Source organism: Corynebacterium tuberculostearicum, from assembly GCF_032821615.1.
Taxonomy (GTDB): domain Bacteria; phylum Actinomycetota; class Actinomycetes; order Mycobacteriales; family Mycobacteriaceae; genus Corynebacterium; species Corynebacterium tuberculostearicum_H.
This window is the reverse complement of sequence record NZ_JAVBIF010000003.1, coordinates 17,466-37,251: the sequence shown is the minus strand read 5'-3', so window position 1 is coordinate 37,251 and position 19,786 is coordinate 17,466. Positions and strand designations below refer to the sequence as shown.

General features: G+C 57.8%; 15 protein-coding genes. 8 read left to right on the top strand and 7 right to left on the bottom strand.

What is annotated here, in order from left to right:
- The first annotated feature begins 87 nt into the window (after window positions 1–87).
- Window positions 88–483 (top strand): (deoxy)nucleoside triphosphate pyrophosphohydrolase, encoded by a 396-nt coding sequence (locus RAE09_RS03950; RefSeq protein WP_316981013.1) that lies wholly within the window; start codon window positions 88–90, stop codon window positions 481–483.
- Here the strand turns inward: RAE09_RS03950 and RAE09_RS03945 are convergent.
- Window positions 470–673: a hypothetical protein gene (locus tag RAE09_RS03945; RefSeq protein WP_005323488.1), complete on the bottom strand. Its 204-nt coding sequence runs from the start codon at window positions 671–673 to the stop codon at window positions 470–472. The two genes, RAE09_RS03950 and RAE09_RS03945, sit on opposite strands and share 14 nt — an antisense overlap.
- 367 nt (window positions 674–1,040) lie before the next feature.
- On the opposite strand from RAE09_RS03945, the gene RAE09_RS03940 reads away from it, so the two are divergent.
- Together RAE09_RS03940 and RAE09_RS03935 are read left to right on the top strand one after the other, a co-directional pair.
- The gene (locus RAE09_RS03940; RefSeq protein ID WP_316981012.1) at window positions 1,041–4,163 is read left to right on the top strand and encodes a DEAD/DEAH box helicase; all 3,123 of its coding nucleotides are present in this window, start codon (window positions 1,041–1,043) and stop codon (window positions 4,161–4,163) included.
- Window positions 4,164–4,178: 15 nt separating this feature from the next.
- Window positions 4,179–4,559, top strand: a complete 381-nt coding sequence (locus tag RAE09_RS03935) for an Nramp family divalent metal transporter (protein ID WP_316981011.1) — start codon at window positions 4,179–4,181, stop codon at window positions 4,557–4,559.
- A gap of 745 nt (window positions 4,560–5,304) precedes the next feature.
- On the opposite strand, the gene RAE09_RS03930 is transcribed toward RAE09_RS03935, so the two are convergent.
- Window positions 5,305–6,039 carry a hypothetical protein gene (locus RAE09_RS03930; protein ID WP_005323492.1) on the bottom strand — a complete coding sequence of 245 codons (735 nt, stop codon included), beginning with the start codon at window positions 6,037–6,039 and terminating at the stop codon, window positions 5,305–5,307.
- A 232-nt stretch (window positions 6,040–6,271) separates the two neighbouring features.
- Between RAE09_RS03930 and RAE09_RS03925 the strand changes: the two genes are divergently transcribed.
- Window positions 6,272–7,081, top strand: coding sequence for an Nramp family divalent metal transporter (locus RAE09_RS03925; RefSeq protein WP_316981010.1), 810 nt, complete (start codon window positions 6,272–6,274; stop codon window positions 7,079–7,081).
- A gap of 14 nt (window positions 7,082–7,095) precedes the next feature.
- On the opposite strand, the gene RAE09_RS03920 is transcribed toward RAE09_RS03925, so the two are convergent.
- Complete coding sequence (locus tag RAE09_RS03920) at window positions 7,096–8,337, bottom strand: MFS transporter (protein ID WP_316981009.1); 1,242 nt, start codon at window positions 8,335–8,337, stop codon at window positions 7,096–7,098.
- A 112-nt stretch (window positions 8,338–8,449) separates the two neighbouring features.
- Here RAE09_RS03920 and RAE09_RS03915 point away from each other — a divergent pair, with 112 nt between their 5' ends.
- Window positions 8,450–8,968 (top strand): hypothetical protein, encoded by a 519-nt coding sequence (locus RAE09_RS03915; protein ID WP_316981008.1) that lies wholly within the window; start codon window positions 8,450–8,452, stop codon window positions 8,966–8,968.
- Here RAE09_RS03915 and RAE09_RS03910 read toward each other — a convergent pair.
- From RAE09_RS03910 to RAE09_RS03900, 3 genes are all read right to left on the bottom strand, one after another.
- Entirely contained in the window at window positions 8,965–9,807 is an 843-nt protein-coding gene (locus RAE09_RS03910) for a hypothetical protein (RefSeq protein WP_316981007.1), read from the bottom strand. The two genes, RAE09_RS03915 and RAE09_RS03910, sit on opposite strands and share 4 nt — an antisense overlap.
- A gap of 174 nt (window positions 9,808–9,981) precedes the next feature.
- Entirely contained in the window at window positions 9,982–10,830 is an 849-nt protein-coding gene (locus RAE09_RS03905; protein WP_005323497.1) for a hypothetical protein, read from the bottom strand.
- 81 nt (window positions 10,831–10,911) lie between these two features.
- Window positions 10,912–12,615 carry a carboxylesterase/lipase family protein gene (locus tag RAE09_RS03900; protein WP_316981006.1) on the bottom strand — a complete coding sequence of 568 codons (1,704 nt, stop codon included), beginning with the start codon at window positions 12,613–12,615 and terminating at the stop codon, window positions 10,912–10,914.
- Between the two features lie 116 nt (window positions 12,616–12,731).
- Between RAE09_RS03900 and RAE09_RS03895 the strand changes: the two genes are divergently transcribed.
- On the top strand, window positions 12,732–13,466 hold the full coding sequence (locus RAE09_RS03895; RefSeq protein WP_316981005.1) for a hypothetical protein: 735 nt from the start codon (window positions 12,732–12,734) through the stop codon (window positions 13,464–13,466).
- A 177-nt stretch (window positions 13,467–13,643) separates the two neighbouring features.
- Complete coding sequence (locus tag RAE09_RS03890) at window positions 13,644–17,366, top strand: multifunctional oxoglutarate decarboxylase/oxoglutarate dehydrogenase thiamine pyrophosphate-binding subunit/dihydrolipoyllysine-residue succinyltransferase subunit (RefSeq protein ID WP_208853980.1); 3,723 nt, start codon at window positions 13,644–13,646, stop codon at window positions 17,364–17,366.
- A gap of 439 nt (window positions 17,367–17,805) precedes the next feature.
- On the opposite strand, the gene RAE09_RS03885 is transcribed toward RAE09_RS03890, so the two are convergent.
- Window positions 17,806–18,546: a hypothetical protein gene (locus RAE09_RS03885; RefSeq protein ID WP_316981004.1), complete on the bottom strand. Its 741-nt coding sequence runs from the start codon at window positions 18,544–18,546 to the stop codon at window positions 17,806–17,808.
- 105 nt (window positions 18,547–18,651) lie between these two features.
- On the opposite strand from RAE09_RS03885, the gene RAE09_RS03880 reads away from it, so the two are divergent.
- Window positions 18,652–19,782, top strand: a complete 1,131-nt coding sequence (locus tag RAE09_RS03880; RefSeq protein ID WP_316981003.1) for an Mrp/NBP35 family ATP-binding protein — start codon at window positions 18,652–18,654, stop codon at window positions 19,780–19,782.
- Window positions 19,783–19,786: the final 4 nt, after the last annotated feature.

The window sequence follows — 19,786 nt, the reverse complement described above, 5'->3', positions numbered from 1 at the left end:
GACAGCCTTACGCGAACATTGGGGATATGTTATCTAAGTAACAGCTCACTGTCTAGATGTTTCCGAGATCCAAGGCACAATGGAGTTATGTCTAACCCCATACGCGTCGTTGGCGCCGTCTTCCACGACGGCGAGTGGTTCCTCGCCTGCCGCAAGAAACCAGGCAAACCACTGGAAGGCCATTGGGAATTTCCGGGTGGAAAGATCGAGCCTGGCGAAACCCCTGAGCAAGCTCTAGCTCGTGAAATTCGCGAGGAGCTCAACCTCATCGCCGAGGTCGGCCAGAAAGTGACGACAACAACCTATGAGTACGAATTTGCGACCATTGAGCTAACCACTTTCTATTGCACGCTTGTCGACGGCGACCTACGCCTGACCGATCACGACGCTACAAAATGGGTTACCTCCACAGAGGCCGCGCACCTGGCGTGGGCTCCCGCAGATATCCCAGCAGTAGAAGCTATTGCTTCTAGTCACAGCTAAGGAAAGAAAGAGTCTTCCTTTCGTATTTGCCTTCTGCCAGCATGCGGCGGATATCCTCCGCCAAACGCACTACCAATTGCGGATCGGATTCCGCCAATGCTGCGATTTCCTGCGTTGCCTTCCCTCCATTAGTCGTTTGTCCTTCATAGGAGGGACGCGCCGAGTAGAGATCAAAGTATTTTCGGCTCACGCCATTGACATTCCTAAATTTCGGACCTGGTTGGAACTCGTCTCCATACATGACTCCCCTAGCCAGTAGGTTGGAAACCCGAGATATTTCCTCCTTAGGTCCTGTAGCTGGCCATCCTAAACGGATTCCAATTTCGGCGACCAAAAGAATCTCATCACGTAACCACTTTGGACTTCTCAATCCGATCTCCAATCGACAGGGATATAGGTCTAGGCTGCAGGGATTGATCTTCTTAATTGAGATCAAAGAACTCTAGTGAATGCCATGCCTCAAAATCACTGAAGGGCAACACCGCCTGGAGAAAAATTACTTCGCCAATCCTTGAATCAGCCAATTTGCATTCCGAAGCCTTTAGAATTTGGTCATTATGAGTGCTAACCCTGACTCTTCCCTACCTTTCGGCGTTTACGAGACCCCTATTACGGCCCGAATCCGTGAACGCATGAACGAAACGTTAAGCCAACATCCTGCTGCAGGATTCGGTATTGGAAGAAGCTCCGATGAAGAAGCTCATGGCCGCTATACCTCGGCGGTTTCACAACACATTGGTTCACTTCTAGAGCGACGGCTATACGGTTTGAAGTCACCCGAAGACCGGGTTGCCCTAATCAATAACATCGCGCTTCTACTGGGTGAAGATGAAGAGATTGATTCCGAAGAACTCCTCTACGCCGTATACAACTCCGGGTTGGCAGAGCCTCCTCTGCTTCCGGATGTGTCTCTCACCAAGAGTGCACTATTCACCAATGCCCAGGGAGAATCTAGTTTAACCAGCGAAATCGAGAGAGAAATCAAAACTGCTGATTCGGTTGATCTGCTCTGTGCGTTCATCAAGAACTCCGGCATCAGCGTTCTTGATAGACAACTCGAGTACCTTCGCGATAACGAGATCCCTTTCCGTCTACTCACTTCTACCTACTGCGGTGCGTCCGACGCAGCTGCGCTCGAGCGATTGGTTGAAAAGTATCAGGCCGAAGTAAAGATTTGCTATGAGCACAAATCCACTCGCCTTCATGCCAAAGCTTGGCTATTCCGCCGAAAGTCCGGATTCGATACTGCCTTTATCGGCAGTTCCAACCTTTCCCGATCTGCTCTCGTCGATGGTTGGGAGTGGAATGTCCGCGGGTCCAATACCGCGACTCCTGAAGTAATCGATAAGTTCATCAAGACTTTCGATAGCTACTGGCACGACAGTCATTTCAAGACCTTCGACCCAAATCGCGACATGGAGAGACTCGAGCGGTCTCTTCGCGTTGCCAAGGGTGGCGAAAACTCCGGAGCACTTCGCCAACTGGAGTTATCTGGCCTTGAGGTAACTCCTTACCCCTACCAAGAAGAAATGCTCGAGGCGCTACGCTCAGAGCGTGAGGTAAAAGATCGGCATAGGAACCTCCTGGTTGCTGCTACAGGAACAGGAAAGACAGTAGTTGCCGCATTGGATTACCGGAACCTATGCGAACAATGGAAGCGACGCCCTCGGCTGCTTTTCGTTGCACACCGGAAAGAAATTCTTCAACAAGCCCGCCGGACATTCCAGGAAGTGCTTAAAGACGCGGACTTTGGCGAGCTGCTAGTCGACGGCGCTCAGCCTCGCCGCTGGGACTATGTGTTCGCCAGCGTGCAATCTCTCAGCGCTTCCCGTTTACAAAACCTAAATAGCAAGCATTTTGATGTCGTAGTAATCGACGAGTTTCATCACGCACAGGCACCCACCTATAAAGCACTTTTGGACCACCTCCAGCCACAAGAGCTCCTGGGTTTAACGGCAACACCAGAACGTGGTGATGGCGAAAACGTCCAGAAATACTTTGACTATCGCGTAGCACATGAACTGCGTTTGTGGGATGCCTTGCGTCTACAGCTCTTAGTCCCTATGCATTACTACGGGATTGCCGATGGAACGGACCTTTCCTCATTGACTTGGAGCCGAGGAAAAAAGGACTACAACACCGAAGAGCTCTCCGAGTTCTACATCAAAGCGGGAGAAAAGCGCACCCGCTTCATTGTTAACGAGCTAAACCGACGCATCTTCGATCTCTCAGAAATGAAGGCTATCGGCTTTTGCGTCACGATTGCTCACGCAGAATATATGGCGCGCCAATTCCAGCAATTTGGAATCCCAGCGCGAGCGGTCACAAGCGATCTCACCGCGACCGATCGCGCTCAGGCCATTAAAGATCTGGAGACTGGCGACGTCAAAGTCCTGTTCTCTGTAGATATATTTAATGAGGGCGTTGATATTCCTGCTGTAAACACCCTTCTTTTGCTCCGCCCGACACAAAGCCCTGTGGTCTTTCTACAACAACTGGGTCGTGGTCTTCGTCTATCTCCGGGCAAGGACTCCTGCGTCATTCTCGATTTCATTGGACAGCAGCATGTCGATTTTGATTTTGAGAGAAAGTTCCATGCCTTAACCCGGAAGCGGGGTAAGCGCTTAGCTGAAGAAATTGAGCAGGGCTTTCCCACCGCCCCACCGGGTTCGCATATTCAATTCGATCAATCGACGACCGAGCAGGTTCTCCGCAACGTCAAGAAGATCTCGCGAAATTCCTTACGCAAAGTTCGTGCATTGCTCTCTGAAATTCGAACCACAAATCTCAAAGAGTTCCTTGAGGATTCTAACCTGCAACTAGAGGATATCTACCGCCCGTCGAAGTATTCGTGGACGCGGCTCCTTCGAGAAGAAGGCCTACTAGAGCAAAAAGCCGATGAGACCGAATCATTTCTACTTAATAGAATTCGAGTCTTCCTTCACGTCAACGATCCACACCGAATGGATGCCTATCTGCGCATCCTTTCCACCCCAAATCTTCACTACGCCGACATGGAGCCATCCGACCAGGCCTTCACCCGAATGCTCGTACTCGGATTCTGGGCGAACTCAAATTCTCCGCACCCTGGTTCCTATGACGCGGCCCTGACGATTTTGCGCCAGCATCCACAAGTTGCTTGGGAGTTGGAGCAGGTCATGCAACTGAGCAGTGACTCCTCGCGCATCGTTCCACAGCATAGCGATAGTTCAGTTTTGGAAACGCATGCGGATTACTCGTTGGCCGAACTCATTGGTGCTTTAGAGTCGGGAAGCCTTCAGCAACTTGCAAACCTGCCACGCGAAGGAGTGAAGTACTTTCCCGATATCAACACAGATCTCTTCTTGGTGACATTTCAAAAGGACGACCAGGTTAGTGCTTCGACAAATTACCGCGACTACCCAATTTCACCCGACCTTTTGCACTGGGAATCTCAATCAACAACAACTTTGAAATCGAAGGCGGCTAGGCGATACATCGGCCATCGGGAACGTGAAGGAAAAATACTTATTGCCTCGCGCTTTACTAAGAAGAACGAAGTCGGGACAGCGAGCGCATATACCTATCTAGGCGCGGTGGACTATGTATCCCACCATGGGGAAAAACCAATTCAATTTGAATGGAAGCTCCAAAGGTCGATGCCTAAGGCTCTGTATGCTGCGGGAAGAACGGTGGCCTAGAAATCCGTTCAGGGAATGGATACACCCGTTTTGCTGGTAGCAAGCACCACTCTCCCTATAGTGATTGAAAATCACACTCAATCAAGAGGGTGCTATGAGTCAAATCAGCGACTCGAGTGCCGTCCGACCTGCAGGGGAATGCACGGCAAAGGAATGACGAACCAGACAAGGGAGAAATGGACCTTAATTGGTCCGGGATATGTTGCCGCAGCGACTGGTGTCGGCGCAGCTGACTTAGTTGCCACCATGATTGCGGGCCAACGCTATGGCTACGCTCTCTTGTGGGCAGTCATAATCCGTACGATTATGAAAATTGTTCTAGTCGAAAGTGTTGGACGGTATAGCCTTGCTACCGGAAACACCATGTTCCATAGGTGGCGAGAAATGGGTCGGTAGACTTCCTGGTATTTTGCCCCCCTATTTCGAAATCAGACCCTTGAAACCCTAACCGCCTAGAATTAAACCAGTCCAACTTTCGGGGGCCAATTCAAGGCCTGGGTCCTTTTCGTATGCGTTAGGTAGAATGTCCAAACGCCCAGTGATGGAATTTATGTAAAGGAAACCTCATTCAATGTGCTGGTCAAACGGGATCACAGACGGAACCGTCTCGGGCGTTATATCTGGTCTTTTGGTTGCCTCTACTCTCGGTCTTATTGAACGGACCTCTCGCCCACGCTTAGAACTCCGACGCATTGATGACGAAACGGCGCTACTACCGAACAACGGGTTTCGCACGGTCGTTTTTGGGGACACTTTCGCGCTCGAAAAAGGTAGTTCCCTGATTTATCCCAAAGACGGTTTTCGGGGTCACATAAGCGAAATGAGGTGCGATGGGCGGGGAGAGATTGTTGTCGGTTGCGCAATCGGACTAGGTGAGTCTCTCTCTTTGACATACAAACCGGTGTGGCCCACTAATCCATTGCTCAAACGGTATTGGCGACGTATTCAAAATCAGGCCCAGCAAGCAGACGTTATGAAGGTACTTGAACGAACCAACAATCCTTGGTGGACGGTGCAGGGCTTTAAGTCCCGGCTGTCAAAAACGAGCCCTGGGAAGTTTGGGAAATCAACTAGATTGTGGCGCTGGAAACTCGCGCACCTTCCCCTAAAGCCCATGTAAAGGTAACTGGTGTGGGCCATGTCATCTTCTACTTCTTTTCGCAGTCGATGGAGTGCCCCTCTTTCCGAACGGCCACCAGTTCGACTGCGGTTGTTCCACTGACAGCTCCGGCGGGAGCGGGTGGAGGCGGTTAATGGCCGTTTCTTTCAAGTCCTCCAGGGCCGTCTCTACAGCCTTAGACATGGGGTAAGTCTCCGTTAGTAATTCATCAACATAGGGATTAGGGAGTATCTGTTTCGGTTCTCCCTCCGGCGCGTAGTACCTAGACTTGTCCGTCTCCATAGCCTGGCGGACGACCACGGCGTTAGAACGGACCACCGGATCCGCCAGTGACAACTCCAGCGTGAGGACGCGTGTAATGGCCTCATTCAGAAACCAGCGGGCGGTATCTATTTGGCCGTTAACCACCTCATAGTCCCCGGGCTCATCATCAACGAGTTGATCTATTTCTGACATGTACCCCAGGGCGGCTCCGTTGGCTTTAGCCTCCATTTTGCCCTGTAGGTTTGCCACCTCCGCCAGGAACGTGAGGACCGCCTGGCGTTGCACCGCCGCGCTATCTCTCACAACCTCATAACGCCACCGTTCTCCCTCCCCCTGGAGTTCCCGGCGGCGGATACGTTCATTACTTTTCGTGGTGATTACCACGCCCGTGAGAGTGGCCACGGGCACCATGAGAGTGAGGAACGGCTGGGAGGCGATAACGTCACCCAGCCAGGGCCATAAACCCCATTCCCAGAATTGCAACCGGTTCATAAACACACCATACGACACGGGCCGGACATGAGGGCTACCCGTCCTGGCCGTCCTGGGACACGGCGGTAGACGTTTAAGTTACCCATTAGGGGTAAATCAAGGCGGGGAGTCTACCAGGCGTTACACCCCTGGGATACACGTCCCCGACTTCAGGCCATAGCAATAAGTAGACCCTGCGCGAAAGAAGCCATGACCACGCCAGTTACTCGCGTTGTCCGGCTGCACCCCACTAATGGGTAACCGTGTCACCCCAGGCCCGAGCCTCATTCCCCTACCACTCTGCCCCTGGTGGTTACCTGTTTCACGCGGCCTAGCGGTTGGATATGTTGCAACTTTTCAAGTTTCCCATGGCTCCTTCATCTATGTACTGTCCATCGCCGGCGGAGTGGGCGGCACAATCACGCTTGCCGCTTATGGCTACTGGCTGCGAGAAAAGGAATGGTACACGCCAAAATGGATGCAGGTTATGCGCATGGACAATGCAGTGGCTTACGCAGTCACCGGAATTTTTGTCTTGGCCACACTGGCACTGGGCGCCGAACTCCTCTACAGCGCCAACGTCGCGGTCTCCGATAATGATCAGGGTCTCGTTGATATGGCGGACGTTCTCGAGGACCGCTACGGAACGTTCATGTCCAAGTTGTTCATCGTCGGGTTCTTCTCCGCCGCGTTCTCTTCCTGCCTTGGTGTTTGGAACGGTGTATCCCTGATGTTTGCTGACTACATCGGTCACCTCAAAAAGATCCCGCAAGGCGATCCCCGGACCAGTACTGGTGGAAAGTACTACCGCGCTTACCTCATCTGGCTGACCTTCCCACCAATGCTACTTCTACTCCTTGGAAAGCCAACCGGACTCATTATCGCTTACGGAGTCCTGGGCGCTTTGTTTATGCCGTTCTTAGGCCTTACGCTTTTAGTCCTGCTGAATACCAAACACACCCCAAAGCAATGGAGAAACGGTTGGATCGTCAACACCTTGATGGCGGTAATTTCCGTTGCCTTCGTTTATCTTTGCGTTTCCCAATTGGCTGAAATTCTCTAACCGAGAACTAGTACCTACTTCTCCTGCGGCACTCGCTTCGGCTTGTTCCCCACCCCGGCGTGCGGGTCGCGGCCGAATGCCCAGGCGATGATGCCGATGAAGGCGATGGCACCGCAGACGGTGAAGGCGAGGGGGAAGCCGGAGGCGTCGGCAAGCAGGCCAATGAGCATGGGGCCCAAGATTTGGCCGAAGTCTCCTGCCATCTGGAAGGTGGATAGCACCTTGCCGCCGGAGCGGTCATTGCCCACGATGTCTCCCACCGCGGCCTGTTGGGAGGGGTTGATAAGCCCGGAGGAGGCGCCGGCGAAGGCGGAAACGAGCAGGAGGAACCACACGCTGGTGGCCATACCCATGAGCACCATGAAGATGGCGGAGCCAAGGAGGCCGATGAGGATAAGTGGCTTGCGGCCGTGGATATCGGACCACTTGCCGGAGAACTGCAACACGATGGCGTTGCCGGCCGCAAAGACTGCGAGCGCCAAGCCGGAGGCGGCCGCGCCATTGTGGAAGATGGAGGCGGCAAAAAGCGGCAGGACAGATACGCGCACGCCCATGTTGATCCAGCTATGGGCAAAGTTGGAGGTCAGCACCGCGCGATAAGCGGTATCGCCCCAGGCCTCCTGCAGGCGCATGGGCGGCAGCTTATCCTTGCTGGCTTGTTTGTGGTTCACGCGAGGCATTTGCCACCAGACGACAAACGCGGCCAGCGCCACGCCCACGCCGTAGATGAAAAATGGCCAGCGGAACCCCAGGAAGGACAGGCTGGCACCAAGAACGGGGCCGGCGACGTTACCGAGCAGAAAGGCAGTGGCATAAGTGGCAGAGCACTTGCCGCGAATCGTCGGCGGGGACATGCGCACGATAAGGCCCATGGCGGAGACGGTGAACATGGTCGAGCCAATGCCGGCCAGGGCGCGCAGGGCCACGATGTGCCAATAGCTTTGCGCAATGGAGACTAGGCCCGTGGTCACCGCGACGGTCATGAGTCCGATGAGGTAGACGCGGCGCGAGCCGACGCGATCCACAAGCGATCCGGACATGGGCGCGAAGATAAGGCGCGAGGCGGCGAAGATGGAGACCACAAGGCCCGCGGCAGCCATGGAGACATCGAAGCTCACCACGAACTGCGGAAGCAGCGGGGCGATGAGGCCGTAGCCCAAAGCGATAATAAAGGCAGCCGTGACCATGACCCAGATTTCGCGCGGAATCTTGGGCGCTTCCTCGTGTTCTACTTCCCCACTGCGTGTATTCATCATATCGGCTGCAACTCTAATCCTTGGCGTCAGGGAAAGCCATTTGCGACTTATGTTCGAACATATGTTTGTTTTTGGTGGGGTTGTGTCCGCGTTGGGTTCTAGTGTGATGGCCATGCACAACGTACAAAAGAAGTTTCCCCAGCCCACCTCGATGAACCTGCCTCAGTCCGCTTCCGAGATTGCGGCGGACTTGCTCTACCACGAATATGACACCATCAATTCCATCGCCGCCATCATGCACCACCCGCGCTCCCTGGCGCGCCCTACTCCCACCTGGCGCCCACCGATAAAGCAACTGCCGACGCCCGCCGGTGGACCGGGCGGAGAGTATTGCATGAGCATCACCCGCCACCGCGTGGGCGCGCGCGTGAAGGCTCGCGTGCGCGGCTTTGGGCAAGACCGCATTCCTGCCTATCTGATCACCATCCGCATTACCGAGAACTTTGGTCAGCCGGTAGATCCCGCCGTGGCAGAAGGCTGGGTGCGCACGCTCGTGCCGGCAGAGATGGTAGGTGCAGTCCACGAGGTCTCCCGTGGCCCGAATGCCACTTATGTGTGGCTCGTGGATAGCTCCTATCAGCCGGTCCACTCCCCCGAGTCACTCTTCGCCGGCTTCAGCCAAGCCGCCTAAACGGTAGCTCGCTGCTTGGTTGACTGCGCAGAGGCGTCTGACTCTGCATGTGGGTCAGGCGCGTGGAGCACCTTCCTCATCACCTCGTGGTTGAAGGTCACCGTGTAGTGCCGGGCAATTACCTTTGGCATAAAGCGCAGGACCAAGCAGGCGATGAGGACGGTAAAGACCTTATCCAGAATGTCCGAGGTAAGGCCCTGCAAGATGATGGCCAGGCGCTCGTCTTGAAAAATCATCTCGTAGAACTTGGTGAGGTTTTGTGGCCCCTTGCGCGGGTGACCGTTGAAGGAAAAGATGAGCACGTACACGCTCATCACGCCGCAGCCGATGCCAATTCCGGAGCCGGAGAAAATGATCCAGGACAGCCTGTTGAATACCCCGCGGCGAGCCAGCAGGCCTACTGCGGCACCGATAAAGATACCTACGGGCGCAAAGGCGAGATTATAGGCAAAGTACGCTCCGCCCAATACGGTGGTGGTAAGCCCCGTGGCCATGCCGAGCACGGGACCGGCGATGATGGCGACGATGGCGGTGCCGACAGCATCGAAGAACATCGGCACCTGCGTGCGCACCGTCAACGAGCCCAACAGCAGGTTGATGGAGGCGCCGAAGATCGGATACAGGAGGATGCAGTTAGGCACCAGCCCATGCTGCGAGGTATATAGCAGCACCGCGGCCGCTAGGAGGAGAACCCAGACGCTGGCGGTCAGGTAGGACTCGAAAGTCATATTTACCGTGGAGTACACCCCAAAGACGGTGCAAAACCACGCGGCAAGCGAGAGTGCCACGGCTACTACAACAAGGACGTAGCGCCACGTGGTATCGCGGGTCATCGCCATGGTCTTCTCCTCCTCACAGAGCTAGGTTTAGGGCGGATTTCCAGCTGCAGGCTGGGGACGCCCTAAAGCCTAATTGGCGGCGCGCGAAAGTAGCAACACAAAAGGGCCCCTAAAACGGGAAAGGCCCAGCCCGGCCGCGGAAGGCGGCGGGGCTGGGCTATGGGGAGGCGGGGATTATTTTTCGTCGGCTGCGGGGGCGGCGGATTCGTCGTCCAGGTCGGCATCGTCGCCGTCGAAGAAGTCCTCGTCTTCGTCCTCGTCGTCTTCGCCGAAGATGTCGTAGACGTCAGGTTCTTCGTAGTCTTCGTCATCGAAGGAAACGAGCTGTGCTTCCCAGTCCAGGGCCTGCTCGGAGACGAGGCCTAGGACATCAAAGAGGCGATCGAAGTCGGTGTAGGTGCCAAGCTCAAGGGCCTCGGCGGGAACCTCCACGATGGGAACGTCATCGAACTCGGCGTTATCAAAGAGGGCGAGGCGGTCAGCCTCGTCGAGGTCCTCATCCTCTTCGTCCACTTCCCAGGCGAGGGCGACTGCCTCATCCTCCATGTCATCGAGATCGTCTTCGTCGAAGTCGAAGGCAAGGAAGCGCACGATGGCGGACGGGACACCGTCGATGGTTTCCACGAGCACGCGCAGCTCCGAGTCATTGGCCACTTCGGCCACGACGAGGTGCGGGTTGAGCTCATCTTGGGCGAATTCCAGTTCTGCGATGCGCTCATCGGTGCCCTCCAGCAGGTCCCGCAGGACGGTGACCACCTGATCGGTAGCGATGTGGCGGGAGACCGCCTCCACGGCATCGTCTACAGAGAAGGCGACAGAGACGAGGACTGCCTCGAATTCTTCATCGTCTTCATCAACATCCGCCGCGGCAATGTAGACGTTCGCGGCGGGAAGAAGCGGATCGATTTCAATAAATTGGATTTCCAGATCAGAGGTGATTGGAACGAACATGACGTCATCGTTGACGCGGGACTCGATGCCCTCGGCATCCAATGCAGAAGCAATATCTTCGAAAAAGCTCATGGTGGTTTAAAATCCATCCTTCGGAAGCAGAGGTTCCCACGGTAGGCAAGCCGCCGCCCGCGGTCACTGTGGAGTCTACCGTTATTCCCACCCGGATGGTTGGAAGCCCAAAGATCTCACCAGCTCCGGGCGCCCACTTCCCCACTCCAACATGTGGTATCCCTCCCAGGCTTGCCGCTTGAGCTCGTGGGGCGCGTGCTCAATATAGGCCTCGGCATCGAAGATCATGGTGGCGCGCTGAGTGGACCCGTAGCGTGGCCAACTCATCTCCGGGCGGCCGCCGTGGATAAAGGCGGACCAGTGTTGCTGCATGGTGGCGGTAAGTTCCTCCATCTCCGCGCGCGAGCCCCAATTGGTAAGGAAAGACGCGCGCGAGGAATAGGGGTCACCGAAGACATTGCCCAGCTCCATCGAATGCATGGCGCCCAGGCCGAGCCACTTGAGCACGGCAGAGGCGAAGTCGAAGCGGTACATCCACGTTGGCGCCACTTTTGCATGGGCGGTGGCGATGCGGGTGGAGGGTGCCCAAAAGAGGGCGTCGGCAAGCAGGTGCGCAAAGTCCTCCCGGGCCACCGCCCCGTCATAGGCGGCTACGACCTCGGGGGCGTGCTGGGGATCGAAGGAAGCCAGCAGGCGCAAGGCGGCGCGCTCGCGGGAGCTTTGGCGCTGGAAGAGGAATTTGCCAAAGCTAGCCTCGTCCGAGTTCGTGCCGATGAGCAGCGGAACCTGGTGCTGGTGCCCGTTTTCGAAGGCGGCGATGGGGTGTTCCGGAATGAGCTCATCATCCACCGTGGGCGCGTAGCAGGAATTGAGGTGAATGAGCTCGCCGGCCCGCCACATCATGGATTGGCCCGAGCGCACCAGATCGGCAAAGTTTTCCTGGCGCAGGTCCTCCACCGAGGTGCGCCGGGGCAAGGCCATGCGGTGCACCAGCTCGCGCGCCCACAAGGTGGACTGGGCGCGGGAATGGATCATGGCAATCGGCGGGGACTGGGCAATAGCGCGGTGGAAGAGGCCTTCCGCGGCCGGGCTCGTCATGAGGGTGAGCACCGCCGCGCCGCCGGCCGATTCGCCCATGAGGGTGACGGAATCAGGATCGCCGCCAAAGGCCGCGATATTGTCGCGCACCCATTGCAGCGCCAGGATCTGATCGGCCACCGCCGGGTTAGCGCTGCAGTCCCCGCCCAGGCTGCGCAGATCCAAATAGCCCAGGGAGTTGAGGCGGAAGTTAATGGATACGTAGACCACGTCCATGCGGGTGGCTAACTCAAAGCCGCGGAGCATAAGCATGTGGGACGAGCCCATAATGAAGCTGCCGCCGTGTAGGTAGACCACCACGGGAAGCTTCTCTTCAGTGCGCGGGCGCACGATGTCAAGGTGCAGACAGTCCTCGGAGCCGATAATGCGGTCGGTCCAGGAATACGTGGTCTGCGGGGCCGGTGGGCCGAACTGGCTGCAATCGCGCACGCCCTCCCAGGCCGGTGCGGGCTGCGGAGCGCGGAACCGGTTGTCCCCGGCGGTGGTATCACCAAACGGGATACCACGCCAAGTCAGCACCGGCCCGGCGCTAATGGGGCGATCGGTGCGCAGGTCCTCCTCTATAACGCCGCGCACCCACCCGGAGGTAGTGCGGACGGTGAGCTCATCTGCCAGGGCGTTTTGGGCCTCCTCGTGCGCGCGGCGGGCGCGTTCGTGGGCTTGCTCCGCTTTCAGGCGCGCCGCCGCGGAAGACTCCTCCAGAGGGAAACCCTCGGAGTCGCGGTTGTTCTCGTGCGGCGTAACCATACCCACTAGCTTAGGTCGCTTGCACGCCCTCGGCGATCTCGTTGCGGCGCGGCGGCGCATTAATAGAGCCTTTACTATGCTGGGCGCAGATAAGTTTTAGCGAAAGAGAAAGACACATGGGTTTATTTACTAAAGATAAAAAGGACCACTCCACCGAGGTCGACACCGTCGATACCTATGACATCGATCCGGAAGATACCAACCGCTTTACCTCTGCCCTACTCAATTCCCTGGACCGCGCAGTAGCCGTGCAGTCCGGTGTCATCATCAAGTACGTCGAGAACCTGAAGAAGCGCAATAAGGACGCGAGCCCGCAGCAGCTGCAGGAGCTCATTGACAAACACTTCCTCAATATCACCTCCGGCACGGGTGCGGCCGCGGGCGCTTCCGCTGCCATCCCAGGTGTTGGCTTGGTAACCGGCGCAGCTACCATCGCCGGCGAATCCGTGGTCTTTTTGGAGGCGACCGCGTGGTACATCTTGGCTTCGGCCTACCTGCATGGCGATGACATCAAGTCCCCCGAGCGCCGCCGCGCCCTTGTACTTTTGGTGCTGACCGGTTCGAAGGGCTCCGCTTTGGTGGATACCTTTGTGGGTGATCTCAATAGCGTGGCGGGCATGCGCTCGGCCGCTAGCCTGTCCCGTTTCTCCGGCCCGACGCTGTCTGGAATCAACGGCCGCCTGACCAAGCTTTTTACCAAGCAGATCACCAAGCGCCTGGAGTGGGCGTGGATCAGCAAGCTCATGCCCATGGGCATCGGCGCCGTGCTCGGCACTACCGCCAACCGCAAGCTGGCCAAGCAGGTCATCGAGCACGCCAGCGAGCAGCTTTCTCCCCTCACCCAAGCCTAGGGGTAGCCGGGAACCGATAAGTGGGGCAATTGATACCCCTAACATAGTGAGTTTAGGGGTATGACCCGTATCATGTAGGCAGACTCTTTGGCGAGTGACGCATGCGCTCGTGCAAAGGCCGCACTAAAGTCGAATAAACGACCATTTTAAAGCAGAGAAATGAGGCGAATACCTGCCGTGAGCACATCGAATATCTTCGGCCCCAATGCGTGGCTGATAGACGAGCAGTTCCAGCAGTACTCCAAGGACCCTAGCTCCGTAGATAAGGAGTGGCGCGACTACTTCGAAGCAAACGGCGCGCCCAAGTCTGAGGCACCTGCCAAGGAAGCCCCGAAGAAGCCGTCTAAGCCTGCCGCGAAGAAGACTGAGGGTACGACTACCGCCCGCAAGCAGGAGGCCCGCGAGACCAACGTGGATAAGTCCGTGGCCAAGGCGCAGGAAAAGTCCGCTAAGGCCAAGCAGTCCGTGAAGAAGTCCGAGTCCCCGCTCGACCGCATCGAAGACTACAAGGGCGGCGAGGAGCACCAGCTCAAGGGCATGTTCAAGGCCATTGCGAAGAACATGGAGGAATCCCTGGAGATTCCTACCGCTACCACCGTGCGCGATATGCCGGTCAAGCTCATGTGGGAAAACCGCTCCATGATCAATGACCACCTCAAGCGCACTCGCGGTGGCAAGATCTCCTTTACCCACATCATCGGCTACGCCATGGTTAAGGCCGTACAGCTGCACCCTGACATGAACGTGCGCTACGAGGAAAAGGATGGCAAGCCTTATGTCATCCAGCCGGAGCACATTAACCTGGGTCTGGCCATTGACCTGCCGCAGAAAGATGGCTCCCGCGCGTTGGTCGTCGCCGCCATCAAGGAGTGCGAGACCAAGTCCTTCTCCGAGTTTGTTGAGGCCTACGAGGACATCGTTACCCGTTCTCGCAAGAACAAGCTCACCATGGATGACTTCTCTGGTGTGACCATTAACCTCACCAACCCAGGCGGCATCGGCACCCGCCACTCCATCGCCCGCCTGACTAAGGGCGCCGGCTCCATCATCGGCGTGGGCTCTATGGATTACCCGGCCGAGTTCGCTGGCGCTTCCGCGGACCGCTTGGCAGACCTGGGCGTCGGCCGCCTGGTTACCCTGACCTCCACCTATGACCACCGCGTCATCCAGGGTGCAGAGTCCGGCGAGTTCTTGCGCACCATTGGCCAGCTGCTTGTCGACGGCGCCTTTTGGGACGACCTCTTCTCCTCCATGGGCGTGCCTTATGAGCCGTTCCGTTGGGCACAGGACGTGCCGAACTCCGGCGTGGACAAGAACACCCGCGTCATGCAGCTCATCGAGTCTTACCGCTCCCGCGGCCACCTGCTGGCCGATACCAACCCGCTGGGCTGGGTACAGCCGGGCCTGCCTAACCCGGACCACCGCGACCTCGACATCGCGACCCACGGCCTGACCATTTGGGATCTGGACCGCACCTTCAACGTCGGTGGCTTTGGTGGCAAGGAGCAGATGACCCTGCGCGAGGTGCTGTCCCGCCTGCGCGCCGCCTACACCTTGAAGGTCGGCTCCGAATACACCCACATCCTGGACCGCGATGAGCGCGGCTGGCTGCAGGACCGCCTGGAGGCGGGCATGCCGAAGCCGACCAACGCGGAGCAGAAGTACATCCTGCAGAAGGTCAATGCCGCAGAAGCATTCGAGAACTTCCTGCAGACCAAGTACGTGGGCCAGAAGCGCTTCTCCCTCGAGGGCGCCGAGACCCTCATCCCGCTGCTGGATTCCATCATTGATACCGCCGCCGGCCAGGATCTGGACGAGGTCGTCATCGGCATGCCGCACCGCGGCCGCCTAAACGTCCTTTTCAACATCGTGGGCAAGCCACTGGCCGATATCTTCGGCGAGTTCGACGGCAACTACAAGGGCGGCCAGCTCGGCGGCTCCGGTGACGTGAAGTACCACCTGGGTTCCGAGGGCCACCACCTGCAGATGTTTGGCGATGGCGAAATCAAGGTCACCCTTGCCGCCAACCCATCCCACCTCGAGGCCGTCGATCCGGTCATGGAGGGCATCGCCCGCGCTAAGCAGGACATCTTGGACAAGGGCCCAGAGGGCCACACCGTTGTTCCGGTCATGCTGCATGGTGATGCTTCCTTCACCGGCCTGGGCATTGTTCAGGAGACCATCAACCTGTCCCAGCTGCGCGGTTACACCAACGGCGGCACCGTCCACATCGTGGTCAACAACCAGGTGGGCTTCACCACCACCCCGGACTCCGGCCGCTCCACCCACTACGCCACCGACCTGGCCAAGGGCTTCGACTGCCCGGTCTTCCACGTCAACGGCGATGACCCAGAGGCAGTTGTCTGGGTTGGTCAGATGGCAGCCGAGTACCGCCGCCAGTTTGGCAAGGACGTCTTCATTGACCTCATGGTCTACCGCTTGCGCGGTCACAACGAGGCCGATGACCCGTCCATGACCCAGCCGGAGCTCTACTCCGTCATCGACGAGCACAAGGCAGTGCGCGAGCACTACACCAACGACCTCATCGGCCGTGGTGACCTCTCCGCCGAAGACGCCGAGGCAGCCGCACGCGACTTCCACGACCAGATGGAATCCGTCTTTGCTGAGCACAAGGAAGCTGGCAAGGCTCGCCCGAAGGAGCAGACCGGCATCACCTCCTCCCAGGAGCTCACCCGCGGCCTGGATACCTCCATTACCGCCGAGGAGCTCGCCGAGCTGGGCGCCGCTTATGGCAACCCACCAGAGGACTTCGAGTACCACAAGCGCGTGGGCAAGGTAGCCAAGGAGCGCGAGAAGTCCTCCCGTGAGGGCGGCATCGACTGGGGCTGGGGCGAGCTCATCGCCTTCGGTTCCCTGGCCGGCGAGGGCAAGGTTGTCCGCCTGGCTGGCGAGGATTCCCGTCGCGGTACCTTCACTCAGCGCCACGCCGTCACCTTCGACCCGCGCAACGGCAACGAGTACAACCCGATGCACGCCATCGCCACCTCCAAGGGCAACGGCGGCAAGTTCATGGTTTATAACTCCGCGCTGACCGAGTACGCCGGCATGGGCTTCGAGTACGGCTACACCGTGGGCAACCCAGACGCACTCGTGGCCTGGGAGGCACAGTTCGGTGACTTCGCCAACGGCGCCCAGACCATCATCGACGAATACATCTCCTCCGGTGAGGCCAAGTGGGGCCAGCTGTCCAGCCTGGTACTCCTCCTGCCACACGGCTACGAAGGCCAGGGCCCGGACCACTCCTCCGCCCGCATCGAGCGCTACCTGCAGCTGTGCGCTGAGGGTTCCATGACCGTGGCTCAGCCTTCCACCCCGGCTAACCACTTCCACCTGCTGCGCCGCCAGGCACTCGGTGAGATGAAGCGTCCGCTGGTCGTCTTCACCCCGAAGTCCATGCTGCGCAACAAGGCGGCCACCTCCGCTGTGGAAGACTTCACCGAGGTCAAGCGCTTCCAGTCCGTTATCAATGACCCGAACTTCGTTGATGTCAACGGCAAGAAGGTCGGCGATACCGACAAGGTCAAGACCATCATGCTAGTCTCCGGCAAGCTGTACTGGGATCTGGAGAAGAAGCGCGAGGCCGATGGCCGCGATGACATCGCCATCGTCCGCGTGGAGATGCTCCACCCGATTCCGTTCAACCGCCTGCGCGAAGCATTCGAGGCTTACCCGAATGCCACCCAGGTTCGCTTCGTTCAGGACGAGCCAGCCAACCAGGGCCCATGGCCGTTCTACAACGAGCACCTGCGCACCCTGATTCCGGATATGCCGGAGCTGGTTCGCGTTTCCCGCCGCGCACAGTCCTCGACTGCCACCGGTAACGCTAAGGTGCACCAGATTGAGCAGAAGAACCTGCTGGAAGAGGCCTTCGACATCTAGTCGCCTCTACCCCGTTTAAACCCCAGTGAGGACCTCCTCACTGGGGTTTATTCATGCCGACACCAGCATTAGTAAAGCTTCTGTTCTTGCTTCTACCGGAGCACTCCCTCGGCGTTCTTGCCCTCTCACGTCTTTTCTCATCTCCGATTCCTTCGCGCTCACCAGCGGAACACTATTGTCTTGGCGGTCGCTTTCCCATGAGCGCCAAGGGAGCGGGTTAAGAATTAGCGCGCTTACTCGATATGTCCAATCGTGTCGCGGATGCTTGTCACTCAAACCCGGGAGCAATGAAAAGCACTAGCGTCGGTATTCACGAGCCCAGAATGGTTCCATATCGAGTCACACGTGTCCTTGATCCTGTGGAGGTGTTGGTCCCATCAGGAGCTCCAAGTTGCCAACAAGCCCGGGAAACTCAAACAAACCTGCCAACGGTCAAATATTAAGAACCAGTGAGATTCGACCCGCCGGAAGAATCGGAGTCGCCTTCTTCATGGGCGATGTCGCCACCGGAGGAATTCATCCAGGAGCGTACGACCTTCTCCGCGCTGGAGTCGTCGTTTTCTACCTCTTCGACCATGTCAGAGAGGTCTTTTTGGGTAATGAACTTAGTCAGCGAGGCCACGGCCTGGCGCTCTTCGCGGTCGAAAAGATCGTCTTGATAGAGCACCACGAAATTCTCTGGCAACTCGGGCTCAGCCTCCTCGCAGCCGCTGGCGCCGGAAGGCTCGACCGTGGTGGTATCCGTGGGCAAGCTCGACATGAGCGCAATGTGGGTGCGGGCCAGGTAGTCCTCGCCGCCGGGCTCGGAGGCTTTCTGTGCCTTTTTGTAATCCTTAGAAATCGCCCGCGCCTCACCGGGATTGAGGATATTAAGGAACGCGCCGGTGCAGCCCACATAGAAATTGCCGCCCGGGTTCATGGAACGCCCACCCTTGGTCTCTTGGAAGATGTCTTCCTTCACAATGGACGCCTCGCGGCCCTGCCCCATCAGCTCCTGGCGGAAGATTTCCGCAAGGACAAGCTGGTCGGTCTCATTGGTATCCACCAAAATGCCAATGGGCTCGCTCTGGGGACTCTCGGCAAAGGGGTTGGTATCGAACTGGGAAGAGCAGCCGGAAAGCAGCGTTGCGGACAGCACCACACCGACAATGGTGCGGGCGGGACGGGCAAAGCTGCGCATAGCGATACTCTTCTCCTTTTAGTTAGCGGCGCGTGAGCGTCTAGCTGATTCTACACCGAGGGTGTGTTTACCTCCTGTTGCGGCGTGACTAAGATGGCAAGAGTTATGTCTAGCGTTATTACTGAATCCGCCGTACGCGAGGCACTCTCCCGCGTCGAAGACCCCGAAATCGGCCGCCCCATCACCGAGCTCAACATGGTGAAGTCCGTTACCGTCACTGGTAATGACGTAGCCGTGGAAATTTACCTCACCATCGCTGGCTGCCCCATGAAGTCCACCATCGAGTCCAATACCCGCGCCGCGGTAGAGGATATCGAGGGCGTTGGAAACGTCACGGTGACGATGGAAGCCATGAGCGATGAGCAGCGTCGCGAGCTCAAGAAGAAGCTCCGCGGCGGCCAGGCCGAGCCGGAAATCCCGTTTGCAAAGCCGGATTCCACCACTCGCGTTTTCGCGGTGGCCTCCGGCAAGGGCGGCGTGGGCAAATCCTCCATGACCGTCAACCTGGCTGCAGCGCTGGTCCAGAAGGGCCTCAAGGTTGGTATTGTGGACGCCGATATCTACGGCCACTCCGTCCCTAACCTCTTGGGCTGCACCGACGGGCCGACTGTGCTCGATGATGAGATGCTGCTGCCGCCGATTTCTCATGGCATTAAGCACATTTCCATCGGTCAGTTTGTGGAGGGTAATGCCCCGGTAGTCTGGCGCGGCCCCATGCTCCACCGCGCGCTACAGCAATTCCTGGCTGACGTTTTCTGGGGCGACCTCGACGTGCTGCTCTTGGATCTGCCTCCGGGCACTGGCGACGTCGCCTTGTCCGTAGCCCAGCTCATCCCGAATGCGGAGCTACTCATTGTCACCACCCCGCAGGCCGCGGCGGCCGAGGTGGCAGAGCGCGCCGGATCCATCTCCCAGCAGACCCGCCAGCGCGTGGCCGGCGTAATTGAAAACATGGGCGCCATGGTGATGCCGGATGGCTCCACCATGGATGTCTTTGGCTCTGGCGGCGGACAGATTGTGGCCGATCGCCTAGGCGTCATCTTGGGCCATGAGGTGCCACTGCTGGCCTCCGTGCCGTTGGATCCCACCCTGCGCAGCGGTGGCGATGCCGGCACACCGATTGTTCTCGATTCCCCCGAGTCCCCCGCCGCCCAACAGATCCAGGCAGTGGCCGATAAGCTGGCCATACGTTCTGATTCCCTGATGGGCAAAAACCTCAACTTGGGCGTGAACTAACGCC